At 60.8% G+C, this 25,320-nt stretch carries 26 protein-coding genes and 1 pseudogene; 9 read left to right on the forward strand and 18 right to left on the reverse strand.

Going from position 1 to position 25,320, the window contains the following annotated elements; genetic code table 11:
* Positions 1 to 2: 2 nt before the first annotated feature.
* Complete coding sequence (locus SJY36_RS12325; protein WP_243250639.1) at positions 3 to 1,205, reverse strand: biopolymer transporter ExbB; 1,203 nt, start codon at positions 1,203 to 1,205, stop codon at positions 3 to 5.
* Positions 1,206 to 1,279: 74 nt separating this feature from the next.
* Positions 1,280 to 1,810 (reverse strand): gamma-glutamylcyclotransferase, encoded by a 531-nt coding sequence (locus tag SJY36_RS12330; protein ID WP_005849587.1) that lies wholly within the window; start codon positions 1,808 to 1,810, stop codon positions 1,280 to 1,282.
* A gap of 70 nt (positions 1,811 to 1,880) precedes the next feature.
* Here SJY36_RS12330 and SJY36_RS12335 point away from each other — a divergent pair, with 70 nt between their 5' ends.
* A complete protein-coding gene (locus tag SJY36_RS12335; RefSeq protein ID WP_386175498.1) occupies positions 1,881 to 2,903 on the forward strand; it encodes a DUF2125 domain-containing protein in 1,023 nt (340 codons plus the stop codon).
* 11 nt (positions 2,904 to 2,914) lie between these two features.
* Here SJY36_RS12335 and SJY36_RS12340 read toward each other — a convergent pair whose 3' ends face one another.
* The 4 genes and pseudogenes from SJY36_RS12340 to rpsD all read right to left on the reverse strand — a co-directional run bounded on the left by SJY36_RS12340 (position 2,915) and on the right by rpsD (position 6,478).
* Positions 2,915 to 3,688, reverse strand: coding sequence for an extensin family protein (locus tag SJY36_RS12340; RefSeq protein ID WP_005849591.1), 774 nt, complete (start codon positions 3,686 to 3,688; stop codon positions 2,915 to 2,917).
* Complete coding sequence (locus tag SJY36_RS12345) at positions 3,685 to 4,605, reverse strand: prephenate/arogenate dehydrogenase family protein (protein WP_386175502.1); 921 nt, start codon at positions 4,603 to 4,605, stop codon at positions 3,685 to 3,687. Before SJY36_RS12345 ends, SJY36_RS12340 begins: the two co-directional genes overlap by 4 nt.
* 1 nt (position 4,606) lies before the next feature.
* Positions 4,607 to 5,690: pseudogene (gene hisC / locus SJY36_RS12350) on the reverse strand (histidinol-phosphate transaminase).
* A 167-nt stretch (positions 5,691 to 5,857) separates the two neighbouring features.
* Complete coding sequence (gene rpsD, locus SJY36_RS12355; protein WP_005849596.1) at positions 5,858 to 6,478, reverse strand: 30S ribosomal protein S4; 621 nt, start codon at positions 6,476 to 6,478, stop codon at positions 5,858 to 5,860.
* Between the two features lie 486 nt (positions 6,479 to 6,964).
* Here rpsD and SJY36_RS12360 point away from each other — a divergent pair, with 486 nt between their 5' ends.
* The gene (locus SJY36_RS12360; RefSeq protein WP_386175505.1) at positions 6,965 to 7,888 is read left to right on the forward strand and encodes a PleD family two-component system response regulator; all 924 of its coding nucleotides are present in this window, start codon (positions 6,965 to 6,967) and stop codon (positions 7,886 to 7,888) included.
* Between the two features lie 15 nt (positions 7,889 to 7,903).
* Here the strand turns inward: SJY36_RS12360 and SJY36_RS12365 are convergent, their stop codons facing one another.
* Positions 7,904 to 8,491, reverse strand: coding sequence for a DNA-3-methyladenine glycosylase I (locus SJY36_RS12365; protein ID WP_289083938.1), 588 nt, complete (start codon positions 8,489 to 8,491; stop codon positions 7,904 to 7,906).
* 126 nt (positions 8,492 to 8,617) lie between these two features.
* Here SJY36_RS12365 and SJY36_RS12370 point away from each other — a divergent pair, with 126 nt between their 5' ends.
* The 3 genes from SJY36_RS12370 (at position 8,618) to phbB (ending at position 11,663) form a co-directional block, all read left to right on the forward strand.
* Positions 8,618 to 9,460, forward strand: a complete 843-nt coding sequence (locus SJY36_RS12370; RefSeq protein WP_037966077.1) for an EAL domain-containing protein — start codon at positions 8,618 to 8,620, stop codon at positions 9,458 to 9,460.
* A gap of 121 nt (positions 9,461 to 9,581) precedes the next feature.
* Positions 9,582 to 10,757: an acetyl-CoA C-acetyltransferase gene (locus SJY36_RS12375; RefSeq protein ID WP_005849602.1), complete on the forward strand. Its 1,176-nt coding sequence runs from the start codon at positions 9,582 to 9,584 to the stop codon at positions 10,755 to 10,757.
* A 183-nt stretch (positions 10,758 to 10,940) separates the two neighbouring features.
* Positions 10,941 to 11,663, forward strand: coding sequence for an acetoacetyl-CoA reductase (gene phbB, locus SJY36_RS12380; protein ID WP_005849603.1), 723 nt, complete (start codon positions 10,941 to 10,943; stop codon positions 11,661 to 11,663).
* An 89-nt stretch (positions 11,664 to 11,752) separates the two neighbouring features.
* On the opposite strand, the gene SJY36_RS12385 is transcribed toward phbB, so the two are convergent.
* From SJY36_RS12385 to SJY36_RS12395, 3 genes are all read right to left on the reverse strand, one after another.
* Positions 11,753 to 11,917 carry a YdcH family protein gene (locus tag SJY36_RS12385; protein WP_005849604.1) on the reverse strand — a complete coding sequence of 55 codons (165 nt, stop codon included), beginning with the start codon at positions 11,915 to 11,917 and terminating at the stop codon, positions 11,753 to 11,755.
* A 112-nt stretch (positions 11,918 to 12,029) separates the two neighbouring features.
* On the reverse strand, positions 12,030 to 12,779 hold the full coding sequence (locus SJY36_RS12390) for a tRNA1(Val) (adenine(37)-N6)-methyltransferase (RefSeq protein WP_386175510.1): 750 nt from the start codon (positions 12,777 to 12,779) through the stop codon (positions 12,030 to 12,032).
* Positions 12,780 to 12,784: 5 nt separating this feature from the next.
* On the reverse strand, positions 12,785 to 13,006 hold the full coding sequence (locus tag SJY36_RS12395; RefSeq protein WP_386175513.1) for a DUF2007 domain-containing protein: 222 nt from the start codon (positions 13,004 to 13,006) through the stop codon (positions 12,785 to 12,787).
* Positions 13,007 to 13,065: 59 nt separating this feature from the next.
* On the opposite strand from SJY36_RS12395, the gene SJY36_RS12400 reads away from it, so the two are divergent.
* Positions 13,066 to 14,064, forward strand: a complete 999-nt coding sequence (locus SJY36_RS12400) for a polyprenyl synthetase family protein (protein ID WP_386175516.1) — start codon at positions 13,066 to 13,068, stop codon at positions 14,062 to 14,064.
* A 28-nt stretch (positions 14,065 to 14,092) separates the two neighbouring features.
* Here the strand turns inward: SJY36_RS12400 and SJY36_RS12405 are convergent, their stop codons facing one another.
* The 4 genes from SJY36_RS12405 to soxR all read right to left on the reverse strand — a co-directional run bounded on the left by SJY36_RS12405 (position 14,093) and on the right by soxR (position 19,112).
* Positions 14,093 to 14,950 carry a 4-(cytidine 5'-diphospho)-2-C-methyl-D-erythritol kinase gene (locus SJY36_RS12405; protein WP_386175519.1) on the reverse strand — a complete coding sequence of 286 codons (858 nt, stop codon included), beginning with the start codon at positions 14,948 to 14,950 and terminating at the stop codon, positions 14,093 to 14,095.
* On the reverse strand, positions 14,947 to 16,665 hold the full coding sequence (locus SJY36_RS12410) for a tetratricopeptide repeat protein (RefSeq protein ID WP_386175522.1): 1,719 nt from the start codon (positions 16,663 to 16,665) through the stop codon (positions 14,947 to 14,949). Before SJY36_RS12410 ends, SJY36_RS12405 begins: the two co-directional genes overlap by 4 nt.
* 192 nt (positions 16,666 to 16,857) lie before the next feature.
* Positions 16,858 to 18,507, reverse strand: coding sequence for an electron transfer flavoprotein-ubiquinone oxidoreductase (locus tag SJY36_RS12415; protein ID WP_005849615.1), 1,650 nt, complete (start codon positions 18,505 to 18,507; stop codon positions 16,858 to 16,860).
* Positions 18,508 to 18,659: 152 nt separating this feature from the next.
* Positions 18,660 to 19,112 carry a redox-sensitive transcriptional activator SoxR gene (gene soxR, locus SJY36_RS12420; RefSeq protein ID WP_037966272.1) on the reverse strand — a complete coding sequence of 151 codons (453 nt, stop codon included), beginning with the start codon at positions 19,110 to 19,112 and terminating at the stop codon, positions 18,660 to 18,662.
* A 93-nt stretch (positions 19,113 to 19,205) separates the two neighbouring features.
* On the opposite strand from soxR, the gene SJY36_RS12425 reads away from it, so the two are divergent.
* From SJY36_RS12425 to SJY36_RS12435, 3 genes are all read left to right on the forward strand, one after another.
* Positions 19,206 to 19,589, forward strand: coding sequence for a VOC family protein (locus SJY36_RS12425; RefSeq protein WP_386175525.1), 384 nt, complete (start codon positions 19,206 to 19,208; stop codon positions 19,587 to 19,589).
* Between the two features lie 138 nt (positions 19,590 to 19,727).
* A complete protein-coding gene (gene greA / locus SJY36_RS12430; protein ID WP_005849618.1) occupies positions 19,728 to 20,198 on the forward strand; it encodes a transcription elongation factor GreA in 471 nt (156 codons plus the stop codon).
* Between the two features lie 15 nt (positions 20,199 to 20,213).
* Positions 20,214 to 21,248: a hypothetical protein gene (locus SJY36_RS12435; RefSeq protein WP_386175528.1), complete on the forward strand. Its 1,035-nt coding sequence runs from the start codon at positions 20,214 to 20,216 to the stop codon at positions 21,246 to 21,248.
* Positions 21,249 to 21,251: 3 nt separating this feature from the next.
* On the opposite strand, the gene glp is transcribed toward SJY36_RS12435, so the two are convergent.
* Genes glp through SJY36_RS12455 form a run of 4 tightly spaced genes read right to left on the reverse strand, consistent with a single transcriptional unit; the run spans position 21,252 to position 25,298 of the window.
* The gene (glp, locus tag SJY36_RS12440; protein WP_386175531.1) at positions 21,252 to 23,327 is read right to left on the reverse strand and encodes a gephyrin-like molybdotransferase Glp; all 2,076 of its coding nucleotides are present in this window, start codon (positions 23,325 to 23,327) and stop codon (positions 21,252 to 21,254) included.
* Positions 23,324 to 23,815, reverse strand: a complete 492-nt coding sequence (gene mobB, locus SJY36_RS12445) for a molybdopterin-guanine dinucleotide biosynthesis protein B (RefSeq protein ID WP_064217161.1) — start codon at positions 23,813 to 23,815, stop codon at positions 23,324 to 23,326. The genes glp and mobB overlap by 4 nt, the downstream gene beginning before the upstream one ends.
* Complete coding sequence (mobA, locus tag SJY36_RS12450) at positions 23,812 to 24,414, reverse strand: molybdenum cofactor guanylyltransferase MobA (protein WP_386175535.1); 603 nt, start codon at positions 24,412 to 24,414, stop codon at positions 23,812 to 23,814. The genes mobB and mobA overlap by 4 nt, the downstream gene beginning before the upstream one ends.
* Positions 24,411 to 25,298: a formate dehydrogenase accessory sulfurtransferase FdhD gene (locus SJY36_RS12455; protein WP_386175538.1), complete on the reverse strand. Its 888-nt coding sequence runs from the start codon at positions 25,296 to 25,298 to the stop codon at positions 24,411 to 24,413. The genes mobA and SJY36_RS12455 overlap by 4 nt, the downstream gene beginning before the upstream one ends.
* Between the last annotated feature and the right edge of the window lie 22 nt (positions 25,299 to 25,320).

The following is a 25,320-nucleotide window of genomic DNA, read 5'->3' on the forward strand; positions in this document are numbered from 1 at the left end:
GATCAGCTGCCCTCGGTGTCGGTACGGTCAGGGGTGCGCAAGCGGCGCGGCTCAGCGCCACGCGGGGCCGACAGCGCCTTGGCCAGCAAGGATATATCCTTGCGCAACTCGGCCATCGTCTCCTGCCGTCCGGCTGAAATCTCTTCGAGAATACGCAGCATCTGCACGTCGATCGACCGCAGGCGCATCCGGCTTTCCGCATCCGCGCGTTCGTGTTCACCCTGCCCTTCAAGCACGGCCAACATACGCTCCTGCCCTTTGGCGATCCGGTCAAGGCTTTCGGCCGGCATATCGGTCTGTGCGGCCCGCGCCGACAGTTCCTCCATCGTGGCGGCCAGCGCACCGATCTTGCTGTTCAGCGCGGTCTGGCTTTCCGCCGACTGTCCGATCAGCTGACGCAGGCTGTCCATCTGTTCGGCCATGTGATCCAGCACACCTGCCACCGCGTTTTGATCCGACGCCCCGTCCTCGCCCGAGGAAAAACCGACGCGAGTGATCGAGCTGAGCCAATCTTCAAGCTCTTGATAAAAGCGGTTCTGCCCGTGACCGGCAAAGAGTTCAAGCAAGCCAACCACCAGCGACCCCGCCAGCCCCAAAAGGGACGACCCGAACGCCACCCCCATACCGCCAAGCTGCGATTCCAGCCCTGTCATCAGGCGCGCGAACATATCGGTGCTGCCGTCCCCTTCTTGCGGGGCGAGGCTGCGGATGGTTTCAACCACCGCCGGTACGGTCGTCGCCAAGCCGTAGAACGTGCCCAGAAGCCCGAGGAAGATCAGCATGTTGACGATATAGCGCGTAATCTCGCGCGCTTCGTCGATGCGGGTGGCGACGGAATCCAAGATAGATCGGGTAGAGGTCGCGTTCACCTGCATCCGCGCGCCGCGTGTGCGCAGCAGCGATGCCAGCGGTGCCAGCAGCTGCGGGGCGACGGCATCGGCATTGGGCGCGTCAGAGGCAAAATTCTCGATCCAGCGGACAGAGCCGATCAGCTGCACCACCTGATAAAAGCATGCGATCACACCGATGAAGAAAACGACAATAATGACCCCGTTCAAATAGGGGTTCGCCGCAAAAATAGGCAAAACGCTTGGCAGCGCCAGAAAAGCCCCGATGCAGGTCAGCCCGAGGGCGATCAGCATCAGCGTGATCTGCCGCACCGGCTGGGAAAACTGTGGTTTGGATTCGCGATCTGACTGCGCCATGCCTCGTGGCTCCTGACACTTTTGTGCTTCTGTTGCCGCAGCCTACACTTAATCCCGACGGTTATGCCACGGGTTTATGCGCATAAAGTCTTTACGCGGTCGTGCAGCCACGCCAGCGACGGATCATGCAGCCCGATCTGCGTCAGATGCGCTGCGGTGTTAAATAAATATTCGGTATTCGGCCCCATGCCGCCAACCGCGCCCGAGATGATCTGCGCCTGCTCTTCCAGCGGCAAGCCGCCGCAGTATTGGTCATGTTCCGCGTCAATCACATAGACCAAGGCCGCAACCGTGCGCCCGTCCTCTAGCTGCACATCCAGGGTTTTCTCTACATAAGCCGACGAGACAAGCTCGCGTTCGCGCAAATAGGCCAGCGTCGCCTCTTCGGTGCCCGGTGCCACGCGCAGCGCCATGCCATCGCAGGCCGTGCCGGTATCCGCATCCAGCGCCAGCACAAGCCCCGGACGTTCGACCGAGCCACGGTGGTGGATGGAGCGCATGCAGAAAGATCGCGCATACCCGGGCAACCGCCCGATCACGCTTTCCGCGACGTCAAACCCCGGTTTCCACAATAAGCTGCCGTAACCGAACACCCACATTGCCATGTCTCTGGTCCTTTATCATTGGCTTGTTTAAAGCTGCGCTATCGCAGGCGTTAATAAGGTGTTGGGTAAAATGGGCAAGGTCGTGTTGGTTATTGTCGTTCTGGCGGCGGTTTGGTGCGGATGGTGGGTCGCTGCCTCGTCCGGATTGCAGCGGGGCATCGCGAAACTGATCGAAACGCGCCGCGCAGCCGGGTGGCAGGCAGACGTGGGCGAAATGAAAAAGCAGGGCTTCCCCACGCGGTTGCAAACCCGTCTGACCGATGTGACCCTGACCCCGCCGGCCCAAAGTGCCGGGCGCGGGATCTCCAGTGCCGTCGCGGCAAAGCGCATCGACATCTCTACCCCCGCATACTGGCCCGGATATGTCACCGTTGCCTCGCCCTATATCGAGCTTGGCCTGTCCGGCCCCAACCTGCGCGCCATGTTGTCGGCCGAGGACGTGACAACCGATCTGCGCCTACGCCCCAGTGTTTCCGGCCAGCTGGAACGGTTGACGCTGGACGGCGGTGCCTGGGTGCTTGACCTGCCCGTCACCGGCCCTGTCGAGGGGCGCGGGTTGAACGTCAGTGCTGTGCAACAGACCGTCGGCCAGCCGATTTATGAACTGGCGCTGGACGCGCAACACGTCACCCCCAGTGCCGCACTGCGCGGCCTATTCGGCCTGCCCGACGATTGGGCAGAGGCGTTTGACACCGTCACCGCCAAAGCGACCATCACCTTTGACCGGCTGTGGGATCGTAAGGCCCTTGGCCGGACCCGCCCCCAGCCCCGCGTGATCGACCTGCGTCACGCCGAGCTTGCCTGGGGCGACATTGCCCTGTCCCTGAGCGGCACAATTGCGGTCGCCGAAGATGGTCTGGCGACAGGGACATTGTCGGTCGCGGCACAAGACTGGCCGACGATGCTGACCATGGTTGAGAGCGCGGGATACATTCCCCCCAACTTCCGCCCCCAAGCGGAACAAATGCTGAAGGGGTTGGCGCAAATGTCGGGAAACACCGATGCGCTGGATCTGGACATCACCGTGAAGGACGGAAAAATGTCTATGGGTTTCATCCCCTTGGGCCGAGCACCCAAGATTATCTTGCGCTGAATTGCGTTAAATCAACGGCAATAGGTCCCCTTGCGATACCGCGCCGTGTCGAAATGAAAGTGATCCAGATGGAAGCGGTTCGCTTTCGGGCCAAGCACGGTGCCAAACGGCCCGCAGGCTCCCTTGTGCACCCGACGCATGGCCTTACGGCTGGCGGGGGCATTCCAGCCCTTCAACACACTGACCTCAGCGCCGCTGTGCATCTGGAAACCCGAGATATCGATCGCCCGCCCGCGCCCGTGTTCTGATATCTTGCCACCCGGCTGGTTATTGCGCGTCCGGCAGGCGTAATGGGCGGCGACACGCAGCCCGCGCAGGCCACCCTGACCGGCAAAAGCGGGCTTTGCCGATTGATCAATCCATGTTTTCAATGCTTTGGCAGTCTTGCAATCCATCACCGCCGCTTGGCTCAACCGCACGCCCGACACCGACTGGATCTGCACCGCATCGCTGACGCCGCAGCCCTTTAGCTTGGGTTGCACCCGTCCGATCGCCTTGCCCTGAATGGAAATATCCCCGCATACAGCGCCCTTGGCCAGCAGGCGGCGTTTGGCCTTTGCCGCTTGTTCTAGCTTACGGCTGCGCAGGCTGGGCCGCAGCGAGGAGGCGATCCCGCCCGTGGCCGCTATCGCGCGTTTGGCCCCCGCATTGCGCGGCGGCGTGGCAATCGACCCTTGGGGTGTCAGCGCAGCCCCCCCGGCCAAAGCGGGCGGGCGCAAAGAGGTATCGGGTCCGGCCAGTGCGGCACCGGAAAGCAGCGCGTATATCAGCGCCGCCCGGATCATTTATTGCCGGGTTGGCGACCAAAGTTCGGCGCGTCCGTGTCCTGCCCCGCTTCGATAATACCGCGACGGATCGCGCGGGTACGGGTGAAGTAATCATGTAGATGATCGCCATCCCCCATACGGATCGCGCGCTGCAATGCGAAAAGCTCTTCCGTAAAGCGGCCCAAAATCTCGAGCGTGGCCTCCTTGTTGGTCAGGAACACATCGCGCCACATGGTCGGATCGCTTGCCGCGATGCGGGTAAAGTCGCGAAAACCCGCGGCGGAATATTTGATCACTTCGCTATCGGTCACGCGGCGCAGATCATCGGCCACGCCTACCATCGTATATGCGATCAAATGCGGCGCATGGCTGGTCACCGCAAGCACCAGATCGTGATGCTCCGCATCCATTTCCTCGACATTGGCACCCATACCATCCCAGAGGTTCCGCAACCGCGAGATCGCATTGGCGTTGGTGTCGGGCACAGGCACCAGCAGGCACCAGCGGTTGTCAAAAAGCTCTGAAAAGCCGCTGCGTGGGCCGGAGTGTTCGGTCCCCGCCAAAGGGTGTGCGGGGATGAAATGCACCCCGTCGGGCAGCAGTGGGCCCACTTGCGCGATCACATCCGCCTTGACCGACCCCACATCCGTCACCGTGCAGCCGGGCTTGAGATGCCCGGCCATCTCGGCCGCGACCGACCCCATGACGCCAACGGGTACACAAAGCACCACCAGATCCGCGTCTTTCACCGTCTTGGCGATGGAATCGCAGACCTCGTCGCACAGGCCAATCTCGCGGGCGGTGTCGCGGGTTTCGGCGCTGCGTGCAAAGCCCGACACATGGCCCGCAAGCCCGCCGCGCTTCATCGCCCAGAACATCGAAGAGGCGATCAGCCCCAAGCCGATCAGTGCGACTTTCTCGTAAATTACGGGCATATCAGTCGCCTTTAAACTGTCGGATCGCATGCACCACGCGGCGGCATGCGCTTTCATCGCCCACGGTGATCCGCAAGCAGGTCGGCAGCTGGTAGCCCGCCACGCGCCGCACGATCAACCCTTGGGTCTTGAGGTATTCATCACAGGCCTCAGCCTCTTCCTGCGACTTGAACCGCGCGAGGATGAAGTTCGCGCAAGACACATCAGACGGCACGCCGATCTCTGCCAGCGCATCAGCCATCCAACTGCGCCATTTGGCGTTCTCGCTCCGGCAATGGGCGGCGTAGCCGGTATCCTTGATCGCCGCCGTCGCCGCATTCAGCGCGGCTTGCGACAGGTTGAACGGCCCGCGCACACGATTCAGCACGTCGATAATGTGCGCCGGTGCATAGCCCCAACCGATCCGCAGCCCGCCCAGACCGTAAAGCTTGGAGAACGTCCGCGTCATCACGATATTATCTTGGCTATCCACCAAAGCCGCGCCGCCGTCATAGCCTTCGACATATTCGGCATAGGCCCCGTCGAGCACCAGAATTGCCTGCTTGGGGATACCGGCGGCAAGACGTTCAATCTCGCTCAGCCCGATCATGGTGCCGGTGGGGTTGTTCGGGTTCGCAATGAACACCAGCCGCGTTTTGTCGGTGCACCCCGCGAGCAGCGCGTCCACATCCGTGACCCGTTCGTTTTCCGGCACCTCGACCGGGGTCGCCCCGTTGGCCAGCGCGGAGATCCGGTACATGCCAAAGCCGTGCACCGTGTGCAGCACCTCTGTCCCCTCGCCCGAGAACGCTTGGCACAAAAAGGCGATGATCTCGTCCGACCCGGCCCCGCAAATGATGCGGTCAGCGTCCAGCCCGTGCACCTGCGCGATCGCCTGACGCAGCGCGGTATGATCAGAAGGACGGATAGCGGTGCAGATCATAGGACGCATCGCGGAACGCTTTGACGGCCGCGTCGGACGGGCCAAGTGGGTTCTCGTTCGAGCTGAGCTTGATCACATTATCAAGCCCCGCCACATGGGACGCCCCGCCTTGATACAGCGCGATGTCCATAATGCCGGGTTGCGGGCGAATAGCGGTTGTCATCTGTCATGTCTCCTGTCGGGCGGACCATAAACGCGCGCCGAGGCCAGCGCCACTACGATCTTGTCCCAGCGTCATATGGCCCCGCGCTAAAGGCGCGTCACCAAACGCAAAAAGGGCCACGCCGGTCTTTCCAGCGTGGCCCCTTCGGCATTGATATGCGAGGAACCTTAGTTCTTCGCGTAGAATTCGACCACGAGGTTCGGTTCCATCATAACAGGGTATGGCACGTCGCCCAAAGCGGGGGTGCGCACGAATGTCGCTGTCATCTTGGAGTGATCCGCCTCGATGTAGTCAGGCACGTCACGCTCTGCCAGTTGTGTCGCTTCGAGCAGGGCAACCATTTGCTTGGAACGGTCACGCACTTCGATCACGTCGCCTTCTTTGACGCGGTAGGAAGGAATGTTAACCTTCTTGCCGTTCACTTTGACGTGGCCGTGGTTCACGAACTGGCGCGCAGCGAAAACGGTCGCGACGAATTTGGCGCGGTATACAACGGCGTCCAGGCGACGCTCCAGCAGACCGATCAGGTTTTCACCTGTGTCGCCTTTTACACGCTCGGCTTCGCCGTAGATGCGGCGGAATTGCTTTTCGGTCAGATCGCCGTAGTAGCCTTTCAGCTTCTGCTTGGCGCGCAGCTGAATGCCGAAGTCGGACATTTTGCCCTTGCGGCGCTGACCGTGCTGGCCGGGGCCGTATTCACGACGGTTCACTGGGGACTTAGGACGGCCCCAGATGTTTTCGCCCATACGGCGGTCAATTTTGTGCTTGGCAGCTGTACGCTTAGTCACGGCTGTTCTCCTTTTTGAGGCCCCCGCAGGATTGCGACGGGCGGTAAAGGGCGTTGTCCTCTGGCCGAAGCCTGACAGGGTTCCCCTTGCGGGGTCCACCAACACCAATCAAGCGGCGCTTATACGGTGCTGCGGGTTGGAGTCAATGCACGAACTTGGCCCAATTAGCCTCAAATCGTAGCTCAATAGGCAGTAACGGTCGGGAAGTCCGCGAAAATGCGCGTTTCGATGAACGCTCCGCCGCCCTACGTCATGTGACCCGCCGAACGCTGCCTTAAAATCGCCAAAATCGTTAACAAAAGGTTAAAGCGAGCACTTTTAAGTTGAAATGTTAACGATTGTCACGCAGCATCAATGTGTTGAACGGTTTGAGGGGGCTAGTGTGACGCATAACATGGGCTATCGCGGCGGATACCGTTGGCATCCAAGGCACTTCATCGGAACTCGTAATGCAGTTGTGGTGCGTAGCGTTCAAAGGCCACACGCATGAGAATCTTGGCCGTCGAGGACAATCAAGATCTGCGCAATTTGCTAGAAGAATATCTTCGGACGCAAGATCACGAATATGTCCGCACGGCCGCCTCCGGCAAGGAGGCGCTTGAAATCATCCATAGCGCGCCGGTTATTTTCGACTGCCTCCTGCTCGACATCCAGATGCCGGAAATGTCCGGCGTAGAGCTGATCCCCCACATCCGACAAATCGACGGGTACGAATTCGTGCCCATCATCATGCTCACCGGCGTAAAGAACAGCGAAAGCATCGCGAAATCCTTTGTGGCGGGCGCGTGGGACTATATCATCAAACCGTTCGAGTTCTTCGACCTTGAGGCACGCATTCATGGTGCAGAAATGCGCAACGCCGAATTTGTCCGGCACCTGAAACGCCCGCATGAATCCCCCAACCAAGAGAATTTCGACGTTCTGAAAGAGCTCGCGCTCGACCGTCCGATGTCGCCGTCCGAGCTTTCCGAGAGCGGCCTTGTCCCGCAGGACGCCTTTGAAAACTGCATTATGCGCATGCAATCCGAGTTTGGTGGCGGCATGCAGATTGCTGTGATCGTGCTGCAGAACTTTGCGGATGTGCTTGCGCAGGTTCCGCAAGACCAGCGCGTCGAGTTTTCCGTCGGATTGGCACGCAGGTTGACCGATGCGCTCAGCAGCCTGAACCTGATCGTGACATATCGATCAAACGGCACCTTCGCCGCGCTCTCGCCCGCGCTAAAAACGCAATCCACGCTCAACATCGCTGACGTGGTAAAGAACGCGGTCCAGACCTCGCCAGAGGCAGGATGTCATCGCGATATCGTGGTCAACGTCGACTACTGCCGCACCAAGGCATTCTCGACCAGCGGCGACACGATTGTGATGCTTGACCAACTCGCAAAGCGCCTAAGTTCCGTTACCGCCTAACACGGTCAAAGTGACCTAGCCGGCGTCCCAGTCATGTTTGGGCCTTTGCGCCACAGCCTGATGACGGGGACAGCACGTCAAATGGTCATTCACCATGCCCACAGCCTCCATGAACGCATAGACGATTGTCGGGCCGCAGAACTTAAACCCCCGTTTTTTCAAGTCAGCCGATATCTGCTTTGAAAGCGGCGTCCATGCGGGAACATCCGACTGACGCTCAAACCGGTTTTGCAGTGGCTCGAACCCCACGTATTTCCATAAATACCGATCAAATCCCTCCTTCTTTTCAATCTCTTGCCAAACGCGTGCATTTGTAATCGCCGCCTCGATCTTTCCGCGGTGGCGGATAATGCCGGGGTTGGCGAGCAAGCGTTCAACCTCGGCGTCACCCCATGTGGCGATGACATTAGGGTCAAAACCGGCAAAAGCCTCGCGGAAATTCTCTCGCTTTTTAAGTATCGTGATCCAACTCAGCCCTGCCTGAAAGCCGTCAAGGATCAGTTTTTCCCAAAGCGCGCGGCTGTCATACTCCGGCACACCCCAGTCAGTGTCATGATAATCCAGATAAATTTGCTCTGGCCCAGCCCAGTCACACCGCTGCATCCGCATCCCCTTCTCCGACGGATCTGGCCGGATAGCTAAAATTTGTACTGCATTGCCGCGTTAACCCGGCGTTACAAGTTTCCGCGCCAAGGTGACATGAGTACAGCGATAAATGGAAGCGCCACTTTGGAAGATATATCACCACACCCGCTCGCCGATCTGCCCGAGGGGACGAAAAACCCGCTCGACTACGCGCTGACCCAACGCGACGGCAGCACATTGGCCATGGTCAGGGCTGCTGTCGCGCATAATCAGACGTTGATGGCTTACCAGCCCGTCATGCGGGACGCGGACGATCCCAAAATCGCCTTTTACGAGGGGTTCATTCGCATTCTGGATCCCACCGGTCGCGTCATCCCCGCCCGCGAATTCATGCCCGTGGTAGAGAAAACCCAGCTTGGCCGCGAGATTGATGTGCTGTCGCTCAATGCGGGGCTTGCCGCGCTGAGCGAAAACAAAGGGTTGCGCCTTTCGATCAACATGTCCGCGCGCTCTATCGGGTATGCGGGATGGACGACCCTTTTGAACCGGTGGCTGTCGCGCGACGGCACCATTGGCGAACGTCTCATCCTGGAAATTAGCGAAAAATCGGCGATGCAAATGCCCGAACTCGTCGCCAGCTTTATGGACCAGCTCCAGACACGGGGCGTTTGCTTTGCATTGGATAACTTTGGCTCTGACTACATCGCCATCCGCTATTTGAAAGAGATGTTCTTTGACATTCTGAAGATCGACGGGCAGTTCGCCCGCGGCGTAAGCGACCACCCCGACAATCGTGCAATCGTGTCGATCATGGTGTCGATCGCGCGCAACTTCGACATGATAACCGTCGCCGAACAGGTTGAAAATCAAGACGATGCATCCCTGCTTCTCGCGCTTGGGGTCGATTGCCAACAGGGCTTTCTGTATGGCGCACCAACCACCCAACCCTACTGGCAGAGCACGCCGGAAGAGCGCAAAAATGCGTAAGCGAACATGGCGCGATTGCCGCATGTGCAGCAATGGGATATGTCCAAACCATAGAAGACGGGGGAACGGGGAAACGCCGTATTATATTACCCCACGTCAGTAGTTCAGGGGAAGAACACATATGACCAACGTTGTCATCGCATCCGCAGCGCGCACGCCTGTCGGCAGCTTCAGCGGATCCTTTGCAAATACACCCGCGCACGATCTGGGCGCCGCGGTGCTGAAAGAGATCGTCGCCCGCGCAGGCATCGACCCTTCCGAGGTCAATGAAACAATTCTGGGTCAGGTTCTGACCGCCGCTCAGGGGCAAAACCCTGCCCGTCAGGCACATGTGAATGCGGGTCTGCCTATCGAAAGTGCTGCATGGTCGATCAACCAGGTCTGCGGATCTGGTCTACGCGCGGTCGCTTTGGCAGCGCAGCACATCCAATTGGGCGACGCCGATATTGTGGCAGCCGGTGGTCAGGAAAACATGTCGATGAGCCCCCACGCACAAAATCTGCGTCCGGGTCAGAAAATGGGCGACATGCAACTTATCGATACGATGATCCGCGACGGTCTGTGGGATGCGTTCCACGGGTACCATATGGGCCAAACAGCTGAAAACGTTGCCGCTAAATGGGATATCAGTCGCGACGCCCAAGACGCATTCGCGGTGGCCTCGCAGAACAAAGCCGAAGCCGCCCAGAAGGCCGGTAAATTCCAGGACGAAATCGTGCCGTTCACCGTCAAAACCCGCAAGGGCGAGGTGGTTGTCGATCAAGATGAATACATCCGCCACGGTGCCACGATGGAAGCGATGCAGAAACTGCGCCCCGCCTTCACCAAAGACGGTTCCGTCACAGCAGCCAATGCGTCCGGCCTGAACGACGGGGCCGCTGGCGCATTGCTGATGTCCGCGGACAACGCCGAAAAGCGCGGCATCACACCTTTGGCGCGCATCGCGTCCTATGCGACCGTTGGCCTGGACCCGACGATCATGGGTGCCGGCCCGATCTATGCATCGCGTAAAGCGCTTGAGAAAGCGGGTTGGAAGGCCGAGGATCTGGACCTTGTCGAAGCCAACGAAGCGTTCGCGGCGCAGGCCTGCGCGGTCAACAAGGACATGGGGTGGGATCCATCGATCGTGAACGTGAACGGCGGTGCCATTGCAATCGGCCACCCCATCGGTGCCTCCGGCGCGCGCATCCTGAACACGCTTTTGTTCGAGATGCAGCGGCGCGGCGCGAAAAAAGGCCTCGCGACCCTGTGCATCGGCGGTGGCATGGGCGTGGCCATGTGTCTTGAGCGCCCATAACGCTGTATAATCGATCAAGCCTGGCGCGTGTTCGGCAAGAACGCGCGCCACGCGAAAAACATCTGCTTTTTCCCTGCGTAAACTGTTGCAATGAATTTCAAGCCTGACTACAAATTCTCCACGTAATTAAATTACGAAATTAATAAGGCAAACGAAACAACATTGCCTTAAGGGGAGAGATTTATGTCACGTGTTGCACTTGTAACAGGGGGAAGCCGCGGGATCGGGGCGGCTATTTCCACAGCTTTGAAAGACGCAGGATACACCGTCGCGGCAACATATGCCGGGAACGACGAGGCAGCCGCGCAGTTTACAGAAACCACGGGCATCAAAACCTACAAGTGGAACGTCGCCGACTATGACGACTCCAAAGCCGGGATTGCAAAAGTCGAAGAAGACTTAGGCCCGATTGACGTGGTCGTAGCAAACGCAGGTATCACCCGCGACGCCCCTTTCCACAAGATGACGCCCGACCAGTGGAACGAAGTGGTTGGCACCAATTTGACGGGTGTTTTCAATACGATCCACCCGGTTTGGCCTGGCATGCGCGAACGCAAGTTCGGTCGGATCGTCGTCATCAGCTCGATCAACGGGCAGAAAGGTCAGTTCGCCCAGGTGAACTATGCCGCGACCAAAGCAGGCGATCTGGGCATTGTGAAGTCACTCGCGCAGGAAGGCGCGCGTGCCAACATTACCGCGAATGCGATCTGCCCCGGCTATATTGCGACGGATATGGTGATGGCGGTGCCCGAGAAGGTGCGCGACTCTATCGTGGCGCAAATCCCGACCGGCCGCTTGGGCGAACCCGAAGAAATCGCCCGCGCGGTTGTATTCCTAGTCAGTGATGACGCGGGCTTTATCAACGGGTCCACGATCACCGCAAATGGTGCGCAGCATCTGGTCTGAACGGCCTACTTGAACGCAAAAGGCCAGCGCATTTCGCGCTGGCCTTTTTGTCGGCGGCCCAATGGGCACGCCAACGGAATTGTAATCTATCAGGCGGAAAGCCGGGTAATTTCCTCTTTCAAGCGCAGCTTTTCCTTTTTCATATTCGCAACCTTTAGCCCATCCATACTCGGCGATCGTTGGGCCTGTTCTACAGCGTCACTCATTGCCAAATGCTTCCGTTTCAGAGCATCCAGATGTGCGTCAAAAGCCATGTAACTCTCCTTAGGTTATGTTGCGTAGAATGATTGAAGCACGAAATATTCCACCTGTCACGCGGCAGCGCAGCAAAACTATCGACAAGTTGAGATATCGGCGAGAGGCTGCTTAGAATGGCAGCGCTGCGCCCTCGCGCAGGACCGCTCTTATTTCGGGCACATAGCTGTCGCCGTCGCTTAAATGTTGTGCGCCTTCGTGCATGATAAGGGGCGCGTTCAAGCGAAACGCCCCCCGCCCGCTTTTGCGCGCACGCAGGATGACCAGTTCAGCCATGCGACCAATGCGCGGTGCGATCGGCAGCACCTCTATGCTGCCCATATCATGGGGTAGCGAGCGGATCAGATCGGGCAGGCGTTCCGCCCGATGGATAAAATGCGCCTGCCCTTTCGGGGCAAGGCGTTTGGCCGCGATCTTGACCCAGGTTTCCAACGGAGTCGCTTCACCCAAGGCGGTTTCACGACCGCTATTTGTCGCAGCGACAGAGGCATGTCGATCAAAATACGGCGGGTTGGCAAGAACGTGGTCAAATTGTCGCTGCCGCAGGGCCAGCGGCATGGCATCAATGTCGGCCTCAACCACTTCAAATGCTGGATTATTACGCCGTGCAAGCGCGGCATAGGCAGGCTGGATCTCGACCCCCGTCAGCTGCAAGCCCGGCACCCGCGCGCCCAGACAAAGCGACGCCGCCCCTACCCCGCAGCCCAGCTCTAGCACGCGCTGACCGGCCTGCGCCGGCACCGTTGCAGCCAATAAAACAGGGTCGACGCCCGCACGGTAGCCTTTACGCGGCTGCCACAAATGCAGTTTGCCGCCCAGAAACGCATCCCGCGTGAGCGCGTCGGGGTCATAGACGTCCACAGCGGTTACTTGGGCAACCCGGTGGGGATGTCGTTGTCGCGCAACACCCGCGATGCGGCGGTGTGATCGTCGTCGTGCACCATCAAGCGGCGGGGGAAAATGCCGATCCCGCCTTCAAGCACGCTCATGTTTACGTCCAGCGGAAAGCAGTCTATATCCTCGCCCTGAAGAAGGGCGCTGGCAAAGGCGATTATTGTCGGATCGGTTGTGCGCAAAAGTTCCTTCATAACAGAGATGTAAGGGCAATCGACGTTGATTGTCGAGCCTTCCAATTAAGGTCGTGTAAATGACGAGCGAAAACACCCAGAAACCACATGACCGGATGGCGGCCTATCTTAGCGCGGATATGACCGCGGTGAACGATCTGATCCGCGACCGCATGGCGTCAGAACATGCGCCGCGCATCCCCGAGGTCACGGCGCATCTGGTAGAGGCAGGCGGCAAGCGGTTGCGCCCGATGCTGACCCTCGCTGCGGCGCGTTTGTGCGGCTATGACGGCCCCTACCACGTGCACCTTGCCGCCACGGTGGAATTCATTCACACCGCGACCCTGCTGCACGACGATGTGGTCGATGAAAGCGCGCAGCGTCGCGGGCGGCCGACGGCTAACTTGCTGTGGGATAACAAATCTTCGGTGCTGGTGGGCGATTACCTTTTCGCGCGTAGCTTCCAGCTGATGACCGAGACGAATAACATGCGCGTGCTGGCGATCCTTGCCAATGCCTCCGCCACGATTGCAGAGGGCGAGGTGCTGCAACTGACCGCCGCGCAGAATCTGGCTACGGATGAAGGCATCTACCTACAGGTCGTGCGCGGGAAGACGGCGGCATTGTTTTCGGCAGCGACGCAGGTGGGCGGGGTGATTGCCGCGGCCCCTGACGCACAGGTTCAGGCCCTGTTTGACTATGGTGATGCCTTGGGGATCGCGTTTCAGATTGTCGACGATCTGCTGGACTACCAAGGCGACCCGAATGCCACCGGCAAGAACATCGGTGATGACTTCCGCGAGCGTAAGCTGACCCTGCCGGTTATCAAGGCGATCGCCAAGGGCGACGCGGCCGAACGTGCCTTCTGGACCCGCACCATCGAGAAGGGCAAGCAGGAGGACGGCGATCTTGAACACGCTCTGTCGCTGCTGAATGCACATGGCACTCTGGATGAAACCAAGGCAGAGGCGCTGGCATGGGCGGAACAGGCCAAGACTGCGCTGAACACCCTGCCGGACCACGAGCTGACGCAGATGCTGCGCGATCTGGCCGACTACGTCGTTGCGCGTATTAGCTAATCGCCCCCCCCATTGGGGCGCGTCGAAGCTACCCCAGCATCGGTGCGGCGGTGACCCACCAGTCGGGCTGTGCCGCGGCAATACGCATGACGGCGCGCTGCGCCAGCGCCTCGGTCTCGTAAAGGCCAAAGCAGGTCGCACCAGAGCCCGACATACGCGCCAGCAGCGCGTCCTGTAGGCTGTCCAGACAATCTGCCACCTCTGGCACCACCTCGATCGCCGGTGCCTCCAGATCGTTGCGCTGTGTGGCCAGCCAGGCGGCGAACGCAGGCGCGCTGGTGAATGCGGGAAGCTCTTTGGGCATGGGCGCGTTGGCGCGGGACTCGAGCCTTGAGAAGACCTCGGGCGTGGCGGCGGATTTATTCGGGTTGATCAGCACCAGCCAGCAGGGCGGCAGCTTGGGCGCGGGCGTCAATCGCTCGCCGATCCCCTCCATCCGCTGGGGGGTGTCATGCAGGCAAACCGGAACATCGGCACCCAGTCGCGCCACGTCCTCGGGCACCGGAAGCCCCCAATGCGCCGAGAGCAAGCGCAGCGCCGTGGCTGCATCTGCTGATCCTCCGCCGATCCCTGCCGCGGCGGGGAGGTTTTTCGTCAAATGCAACCGCGCCCCCCTGCCCGCGCCCGCGTCCAGCAGCCTTGCCGCACGCACCACGAGGTTGCGGTCATCATGGGGGGCGGCACCGCCATAGGGACCATCGATAAACAGCTCAAGCTGGTCAGAGGGAGATACCGCGATCCGGTCGCCAAAGCCCGCGCGCACCACAAGACTATCCAGCAGATGGTAGCCATCGCTGCGCTGCCCAGTGACATGCAGGGTCAGGTTCACCTTGGCCCAGGCGAAACCCGCGTTGGCAACCCCGAGGACAGCGGCTTGGGTCGTCATTTCTCGGCAGAGGCTTTGCTGAGCGGCTCGGCCCCTTCTTCGGCCAACACCGCGTCCAGCCCCACCTCGAGCTTGCGGCGCATGCGGTCGGGATCGGCCTCGCTGTCTTTGTCTTCGGGATCAACAAACGATAGCGCCCGACGCCATTGGAATTCAGCCTCGCGTTGACGGCCAACGGACCAGTAAACGTCACCCAGGTGATCGTTGACCACCGGATCGACGGCGACCAGTTCAACGGCCCTTTCCATCTGGTCGACGGCCTCTTCGTAGCGGCCCAAACGGTACAAGACCCAGCCCAGTGAATCGACGATATAGCCTGATTCAGGGCTCGCCGCGACGGCGCGTTCGATCATGTTCAACGCTTCGTCCAGATTGCGCCCCTGTTCCACCAGCGAATAGCCGAGGTAGTTCAGCACCTGAGGCTGATCGGGGTTGATCTTGAGAGCGGCGCGAAAATCGCGTTCGGATGCCTCGCCATTGCCAGAGCGTTCTTCGGCAATGCCGCGGGCGTAATACAGCACCCAGCGTTGCGGATTGCTGTCGGGTGTCAGCTCTATCGCGCGGTCATAGGATTTGATTGCGGCCTTGAAGTTGTCCTGCGCCCGCAAAGCATCCCCCAAGGCGGAATGGACCGACGGCAAGGTGCCGTGGCTGCGGGTCAGCTGTTGCAGAACCTCGATCGCCTGTTCCGGTTTGTTCGACCGTCGCAGCGCCGCCGCACGCCCGAGTTCGGCTGCGTGATAGGCGGGGTTGTCGGCGGGTACGTCCTGCAGTTCCTCGATCGCCAGCTCGTACTGGCCGATGTTTTCCAGCAGATCCGCGGTCAGCAACAGGTCGTCGATATGCTCGGGGCGCAGGTAACGCGCGATGCGCGAATAAAGCAGCACATAGTAGTCACCGGCACTTTCATTGCGCAACACGGCGGCGAAGGTAAAGAAGACTTCGGCAATGCCTGCCTTGGCATCGGGGATCTGGGTAAAGGCGACCTGCCCCTCCCCCTGCAAGGCGGCGACCAACCCGTCAAGTTCGGGGTCGCTGCTGGCCCCGAAACTATCGGTCAGCAGCGCAAGCGCCTGTTCATTTCGCCCTAGCTGGCCAAGGATTTCCGCCCGCGCGATCACACCGCGACGAGTTTGCCCTGCCGATCCCGCTTGGTTCGAAGCAAAGATCGCCTCCGCTCCTTCGTAGTCGCCGACCGACGCCAGTGCCAAAGCCTTGTGATACAGCACGAACCCCTGCATGCCGGCTTCTTTGCTCAGATCGTCGAACTGGGTGATGGCGGCGGTCATGTCGCCCACGCCCACATGCGCCCAAGCCTTGACCAAACCGTCCACCCAAGGGCCGATCCCGCCCTCGTCTGCAGATTGTTCGATCAGACCCGCATAGTTTTCTTCCTGCGCCATGCCAGCGGTTGTCACCAGATAGGCGATCTGCCCGGGCTGGTCCGACGCGGCCATAATGCGCGCCAAAGGCAGGGCGCGGTCGATATCCCCCAGCGAGAGCAACGCCAGAACCGTGCTTTCAAGGAATTCGGGGTTCTTGGGATCAAGCGCCAGCGCCTCGCCATAATACTTGGCAGATTCCGCAAAATCGCTGCGCACCGCAGCATGCCGACCGGCAAGATAGGCCCCCGCCGCCGATTGCGCCTGTACGGGCATTGCAACGGCTCCGGTCAGCGCCAAAACGCTTGCGGTCAACAGAAGGTTACGGATCATACTGGCACGCCTCATTTGTATTTGCGCGCAAGGCTAACAGGTTCACGACCAAGCGCAATGCCGCCTATCCAAAGGGACATCCCGCTTATCCTCTATCGGCGGAACCTTGCATGAAAAAAGGCGCGCCGCAGCACGCCTTTGATCGATTTCATCCAGTAAGTGACGCTTACACGTTAGGCCCGCAAGCGACGCTTACATATTGGGATAGTTCGGGCCATCCCCACCCTGCGGCGTGGTCCAGACGATATTCTGCGTCGGATCCTTGATGTCGCAGGTCTTGCAGTGCACGCAGTTCTGGAAGTTGATGACAAAGCGCGGGTCCTTGCCGTCTTCCTCGACGAATTCATACACGCCGGCAGGACAATACCGCGCCGAGGGGCCAGCGTATTCCGGCAGGTTGATGTTCACCGGCACCGACGGATCCTTAAGCGTCAAATGCGCGGGCTGGCTTTCGTCGTGGTTGGTGAAGGAAAACGCCACGTTGGTCAGACGGTCAAAGCTGAGCTTGCCATCGGGCTTGGGGTAGTCGATCTTCTTGTGCTTGTCGGCCTTTTCGGTCGCTTCAGCATCGGATTTACCATGCCCCAGCGTCCCTAGCAGCGAGAAGCCGAAGGTATTGGTCCACATGTCGAACCCACCCACGGCGAGCGAGGTCACAAGGCCGTACTTGCTCCACAACGGTTTGACGTTGCGCACTTTTTTCAGGTCTTTGCCGATCTCGCCGCTGCGGACGTCTTCCTCATAGGCGGTCAGCTCGTCACCGGCGCGGCCCGCCTGGATCGCGTCATAGGCCGCTTCGGCGGCAGCTTTGCCCGACAGCATCGCGTTGTGGTTACCCTTGATGCGCGGCACGTTGACCATGCCCACCGAACAGCCCAGCAACGCCACACCGGGTGCGACCATCTTGGGCATCGACTGGTAGCCGCCTTCGGTGATGGCGCGCGCGCCGTAGGCCACGCGCTTGCCGCCTTTCAGCAGCTCAGCAACCATCGGGTGGTGCTTGAAGCGCTGGAATTCCATGTAGGGGAAGACATGCGGGTTTTTGTAGCCAAGGTGGACAACGAAACCGACGTACACCTGATTGTTTTCGATGTGATAGATGAACGACCCGCCGCCCGCGTTGCTGTTCAAAGGCCAGCCCATCGTGTGGGTCACGGTGCCCTCTTTGTGCTTGGCGGGGTCGATCTCCCAGATTTCTTTCATGCCAAGGCCGTATTTCTGCGGCTCTTTTCCGGCGTCCAGATCGTATTTCGCAATCACCTGCTTGGACAGGCTGCCGCGCACGCCTTCGGACAGGAAGACGTATTTGCCGTGCAGCTCCATGCCGGGCTCATAGCCGTCGCCCTTGGTGCCATCGGCGCTGATGCCGAATTCACCGGCCACAACGCCTTTGATCTCGCCATTGTCGCCATAGACCAGCTCGGAGCACGCCATGCCTGGGAAAATCTCGACCCCCAGCTCTTCGGCCTGTTCTGCCATCCAGCGGCAGACATTGGCCATGGAAACGATGTAGTTCCCGTGGTTGTTCATCAGCGGCGGCATGGGGAAGTTCGGCACCCGGATTTTTCCCGCCTCGCCCAGCATGTAAAAGTTGTCTTCCTCGACCTTGGTCTTGATCGGCGCGCCTTTTTCCTTCCAGTCGGGCATCAGGGCGTCCAGACCGATCGGGTCCAGAACCGCACCCGACAGGATATGCGCCCCCACCTCAGAGCCCTTTTCCAGCACGACCACATTGCAGTCAGCGTCGAGTTGTTTCAGACGGATCGCGGCGGACAGACCGGCAGGGCCCGCACCGACGATAACGACGTCATATTCCATTGCTTCGCGTTCAACTTCGGCCATTTGGGGCTCCTCTTCGGGCAGAAAACGGTTTGGATTTCGCTAAACCAGCACGGTCGCTATTGCAATCGCAACACAGCGTAAATTAGCGCACCCACGACAGTTTGCATCTTAAATGTTGCAGGTGCAGCAATATTGTTTCGCATCGCAAAATGCTAGCTGCGCGGATCTCCCATCAGATAGCGCGGCCCCTGCCCTTTCTCCCCCGCGCGGTCTTGGGGGTTATAAAGCGCACAGGCCTGTAGGCTCAGGCAGCCGCATCCGATACATCCATCTAGGTCGTCACGCAGGCGGGTCAACGTCGCGATCCGGTCGTCCAGCGTTGTACGAAACGCCTGGCTGATACGCGCCCAGTCCTCTTTGGTGGGGGTGCGCCCATCCGGCAGGCGATCCAGCTCTTGCTTGATCTGCGGCAAGGTAAAGCCGAATTGCTGCGCGATCATCACAAAGCTCAGCCGCCTCAGATCGGCACGCTCGAAACGCCGCTGCCCGCCGTTGTTGCGCCACGGTTTGATCAACCCTTGCGCCTCGTAATAGCGGATGGCGGACACCGCCAAGCCTGTGCGCCGCGCCAAAGCGCCAATCGACAACCCGTCATTCACCGCCATAGACATTCCCCGAAATAGTCTTTGACCTAAAGTTAGGTTTAGAAATTACACACCATAGGGTCAACGTCACAAACACGGAAGGAAGACCCGACAATGCCAGCACAATTGGAACACGCAAACATCACCGTAACCGACCCGCAAGCCACCGCCGCCTGGATGGCGCAGATCTTTGGCTGGCGCATTCGTTGGCAAGGCGATGCGATAGCGGGTGGACATACTATTCACATCGGAACCGACAGCTCATACGTAGCGCTCTACGCACCGGAAAAGACGCCGGCCACGGGCACCAGCAGCTATGACACCACCGGCGCGCTGAACCATATCGGGGTGACCGTCGATGATCTGGACGCCGCCGAAACCTTGGTCAAAGCGCAGGGGTTCACGCCGGTGAACCACGCCGATTACGAACCCGGGCGGCGCTTCTATTTTCGCGATCACGACGGTGTCGAATACGAGCTGGTCCAATACGATGACTAAGCGCGGATTGCCGCGGACGGGCTGACTCTGCTCTTGCAATCGCGGGGCAGTTTGGGTCAGGTAAGGATCAATTCAAATCGGTTGCACCCTCGGACGACAGTTCGGGGGCTGTGACCCTCATTGCGTGGACGCCCCCTGATGGAAAAAATCCCCATGACCCGCGCCGGTCACACGGCTTTGGAAACCGAACTCAAGCATCTGAAGTCGGTTGAACGCCCTGCCATCATCAAAGCCATCGCCGAAGCCCGCGAACACGGTGACCTGTCCGAGAACGCCGAATACCATTCCGCCAAGGAAAAGCAGTCCTTCATCGAAGGCCGCATCAAAGAGCTCGAAGGCGTGATCTCCCTTGCGGATGTGATTGACCCGGCCAAGATGTCCGGCGCGATCAAGTTCGGCGCGACCGTGACCCTCGTGGACGAGGACACCGACGAAGAGAAGACCTACCAGATCGTTGGTGAATACGAGGCCAACATCGAAAAAGGCCTGCTGAACATCAAATCCCCTATCGCCCGCGCCCTGATCGGCAAGGAAGAAGGCGACAGCGTCGAGGTGCGGACACCCGGGGGGGACAAATCCTATGAGGTTCTCAAAATCGTCTACGCATAAGCCGGGGACAAAGAGATGACCGACAAACCGCAGCTGACACCGAACGCGCCGCGCCTATCCGCGCGGTCGACCCCCTTTGGCGTCTATTCGCGCCCGAACGACGGCGGGATCTCGAACATCGAACTCATCGCCGCAGCGCTAAGCGCTGTATGGTTGCTGGGGTCCGCGATCTTTTTCTTGATGCTGCCGTCGGATCAGCAACCCGATACGGGCGGTGCCGGCTTGCGGTTCCTGATGACGATGCTGGCGATCTTCATGCCCGTTGGCATGATCTGGGTCGCCGCCACAGCGGCCCGCGCCAGCCGTGTCATGCGCGAGGAAAGCAAACGCTTGCAGGCCGCGATCGACGCGATCCGGCAGGCGTATATCGCGCAACAGCAAGGGCAGAACCTTGGGGCAGACGCGACCGTCGCGCGCAAGCTGGATGAAATTGCCGCCGCCGCCCGCAAGACCGAAAGCACGCTGGCCACCTTCCAAAGCCGCCGCGACGCCAGCACCCGCCTGGCGCCTCTCAAGCCTGCGGTGGTCGATGACCAGCCCGCGCTGGCGCTTGGCACCTCGGCCGCGGATATGACCCCACCGCTGTCACATGAAGATTTTATTCGCGCGCTGAATTTCCCCGAAACGGCAAAGGATACCGAAGGCTTTTCGGCACTGCGCAAGGCGTTGAAAGACCGCAATGCGTCCCAGCTGGTGCAGGCGTCGCAGGACGTGCTGACGCTGCTTAGTCAGGACGGTATCTATATGGATGACCTGCGCCCCGACCGTGCACGCCCCGAAATCTGGCGCCAATTTGCCCAAGGGGCCCGAGGCCGTCCGATCGCAGCTTTGGGCGGCATCCGTGACCGGTCCTCGCTGGCGCTGACCAGTGCCCGCATGAAGCAAGACCCGATCTTCCGCGATGCTGCGCATCACTTCCTGCGCCGTTTCGACCGCGCCTTTGCCGCCTTTGAAGCCGAGGCCTCTGACGCCGACATCTCGGCACTGACCGACACGCGCACCGTGCGGGCCTTCATGTTGCTGGGCCGCGTTGCGGGGACGTTCGACTAGCGGTCAGGTGATCCCGAAAGACCCATAGGGAATATAGCGCACCAGATCGCCCGGCTGGATGTCGGCCGCGGCGTCCGGGAGCTCCACCAATCCTTCGGCCCAAGCCAGCCCGCTGATCCGCCCCGACCCTTCAGAGGCAAAGACCTGCACCCGCCCGTCGCGCATTCGCGCGCGCAGATACTCGCGCCGCCCCGGTTTCTTGCGTTTGCTGAAATCTGCGGGCACGTCGAACCCCTGCGGTACAGGCCAGTCCTGCCCCGCCAGCCGCGCTAACGCGGGGCGCGCGAAAATCAGGGTGCAGACCATAGCCGCCACGGGGTTGCCCGGCAGACCAAAAACCGGCGCGCCTTGCCACATGCCAAGCGCTAAGGGCCGCCCCGGTTTGACCGCAATGCGCCACAGGTCAAGCGCCCCCGCCTCGGACAAAAGGGCCGACACGTGGTCCTCATCCCCCGCCGACGCACCACCGCTGGTCAGGATCGCGTCGACACGGCCCTGCGTCTCATCCAGCCGCCTGCGCAAAGCAGCGCGATTGTCACCCACATGCCCCAGATCCACCCCCTGATGGCCGAACTGCGATACCAACCCCAGCAACATCGGGCGGTTCGCGTCGAATATCTGACCCTCGGCCGCGGTCCGACCGGCCTCGACGATCTCGTCCCCTGTCGATAGCACACCAACGCGCAGCGACCGATGGGTCGACACAGACGCCGCCCCCGTGGCCGCGAGCAAGGCGATATCCGCCGCTGTGATCCGTCGTCCCGCACGCAGGGTTACGGCACCCGCCGTCACATCCTCCCCCGCTTTGCGGGTATTGGCACCCTGTTTCACCGGACCGTTAAACCGCAGGGTGCGCCCGTCAATGGTCACGTCTTCTTGCAGCACCACGGTATCGACGCCTTCGGGCAGCGCGGCCCCTGTCAGCACGCGGATCGCCTGCCCTTCGGCAAGCGCCCCCGGCGCGTCCCCCGCAGCCGCGCGGCCCTCGGCCAGCGGCATCGCATGGGCCCCGGCCGCGCGCCCGCCGGCAAAGCCATAGCCATCAACAGCCGTATTGGGCAGCGGCGGATTGGCGCGGCGTGCCAGCACATCCGCCGCGGCGATGCGCCCCAAGGTGGCAGCCAAAGCCACGTCTTCGACAGGGGTCACCGGATGCAGCCGTGCCCGCAGCTGCGCCAGCGCCTCGTCCACCGGCGTCCAATGCACGCCCGGCGGCAGGGCAAAACAATCGTTGCGCAGGGGTGGCGGGGCCTTGAGCAGATGTTCGAACCCCAGACCGAAAATCCAACCCTCCTCCGCTGCCTCAACATCAAGCATCTGCGCCAGATCGGGGGCGGGGACGGCGGCCAGCTGCCGTGCAAGCTCCTGCACCTGCCACGCATCCTTGGTCATGTTGTCAGGGGCTGGCCCCACGGTGAGCGACGGCCAGATCTCGGCGAAGACCACCTGCGCATCCGGCTTTTCAAACGGCCAGACCGCGACATGATCGGCAAAGCGAGCACGCAGGCGTGACAGCACAGGCAGCCCCATGACCACCTGCGACCCGACAGCCCCTGCCCCCGCCATTTGCCAGCAGGTGAAACTGCCCTTGGCACGCTGTTCCGCCGCGCGCTTGTCGGGAAACGGGTTGGCGTAGCCCGCCTTGGTGCGCGGCAGCCCTGCGATATCGCGGTTCGGCAGGCCGTTGGCCCAGAAAGGGCCGCTGCCATCGCCCAGCCCCAGATTGATCTCTGCCACCAGATCGAAACGGTTGTTACGGTCTGGCGCGTCTTCGACCCGCGCCTCGAACCACTCCCACAGGGCGAAGGGATCGTCGCTGCCCGTCAGGGCCTCGGCAAAACCGCTAGGGTAGGCAAAGGGGAAATCGAAGCCGATGAACAGGCGGCGACCCTGCTCCAGCTCTGCTTCGATCAACGCGGCGATCCAAGCCTCTGCCTCGGACCGGTTGCGCAGATAGACAGGCGGGTCCGAGATGCCCCCCCGCGACACCCCCGCCCAAATCGCATCTTTGCGCGGGGTTGGTCCGGTGTCATTACCGCCGGACCAATCGACCACAACAAACGTGTCGAAAGGGCTCACAAGCCCACCTCGGCCAGAATGAAATCGGCGATGGCGCTGGTATCATTCAGATCGAATACGGGGCGATCCAACGTCATGGGGGTGTCGCTGGCAATCGCCTTGATCGTCGGATCCTCAGGCGCGATCAGCGCGTTGCCGGTTTCGGCCCGATGCGCTTCGACCTTGGCGTGACCGTCGCGCTTGTAGCCTTCGACCAGCACCAGATCGACGGGCGCAAGCTTGGCCAGCAGCGCGTCGAGCGTCGGTTCATCCTCGCCGTGCAACTCATGCATCAGGGCAAAGCGGTTGCGCGAGGCCAACAGCACCTCGCGCGCGCCAGCGACACGGTGGCGGTGGCTGTCCTTGCCCGGGTGATCTACATCAAAGCTGTGGTGCGCATGTTTCACGGTAGACACTGAAAACCCGCGGCCCGTGATTTCGGTCACGAGGCGTTCCATCAGCCCCGTTTTGCCTGCGTTTTTCCAGCCGACAACGCCGTAAACTCTCATATCATCTCCTGTGCGCGGGCCAGATCTTGGGGGGTGTTGATGTTAAAGAACGCGTCCTCATGGGGGAACAGCGCTTCGCGCCCCTCATGCGTTTGGGTCCACATCACGACCTTGCGCAGCCCCCCTTGCAAGGCGGCGCGCAAATCGTCGCGTAAGGCCACGGGCCAGAGGCCAAAGGTCGGATGCCGCGCGGTGCCGCGTTTGGCATCCGGCGTGGCGGCAAGCACCAGCGGATGGGTCATCCCCTCGCTTGCCAGCAACAGCTGCGGCACCAGATCACCGGGGAAGAACGGCGTGTCTGCCGCCGCCGTGACGATGGTATCCGCGCCCTGTTCAGCGGCCCAATCCAGCCCGGCCAGCACGCCCGCAAGGGGACCGGCGAACCCGTCGATACTATCGGGCAACACCGGCAGCTTCAGCCCCGCAAACCGCGCGGCATCACCATTGGCATTCAACGCGACGCGATCCACCTGCGGGGTCAGCCGTTCAATCACATGACCCAGCACGCTTTGACCGCCAAGCTGCAACAGTCCCTTGTCGCCGCCGCCCATCCGCGTCGCCTGCCCACCGGCAAGGATCACCCCAAGTGGCTGTTTCATGCGCTGCCCTTTCGCCCAGATCGTTTCGGTTCATCCGCAATTCCGTCGGGGTCCGCGTCACGGATCAGACGGTCCTCGCCCGCCAGACACATAAAGCGTTTGCCCTTCATCCGGCCGATCAGCGTCAGCCCGACCTGCTGCGCGATCTCTACCCCCCAGGCGGTAAAGCCGGAGCGCGACACCAGCGCGGGGATGCCCATCATCGCGGTCTTGATCACCATCTCGGAGGTTAACCGCCCCGTGGTATAGAGGATCTTATCCTCGGCCGAGACTTTCTCAGAAAGCATCCAGCCCGCGATCTTGTCGACCGCGTTGTGGCGGCCCACGTCCTCCATATAGACCAGCGGGCGATTGCCCTGACATAGCACCGTGCCGTGAATCGCCCCGGCTTCCAGGTACAGGCTCGGCGTGCGGTTGATCTGCGCGCTAAGGTCATACAGCCACGAGGTCCGCAGCGCGGTCGTGGGCAGGATCACGCCCTCCAGCCCCTCCATCATATCGCCGAAAACCGTACCGACCGCACAGCCGGAGGTACGGGTCTTCTTGCGCATCTTGTCTTCGTAATCGGTTTTGCGGGCGGTGCGGACCACGACGACCTCCAGCTCTTCGTCGTAGTCGACGCTCGTGATATCCTCACCGTCGCGCAGCATGCCCTGATTGCGCAAGAACCCAAGCGCGAGGTATTCAGGGTAATCGCCAATCGTCATCGCGGTGACAATTTCCTGCGCATTCAGATATATCGTCAGCGGGCGTTCCTCGACCACATTGATCGTTGTTTCTGCCCCTGTTTGGTCGCGCCCGGTCACAGCACGGGTCAGCCGCGCCAACCCCGGTTGCGGTGCGATCAAATAAGCATCGGTGTCTGTCTTGACGGACAATTGCATCCCCCCAAAGCGGCAGTTAAGC

This window comes from Sulfitobacter sp. R86518 (genome assembly GCF_042466275.1).
Classification (GTDB): Bacteria; Pseudomonadota; Alphaproteobacteria; order Rhodobacterales; family Rhodobacteraceae; genus Sulfitobacter; species Sulfitobacter pontiacus.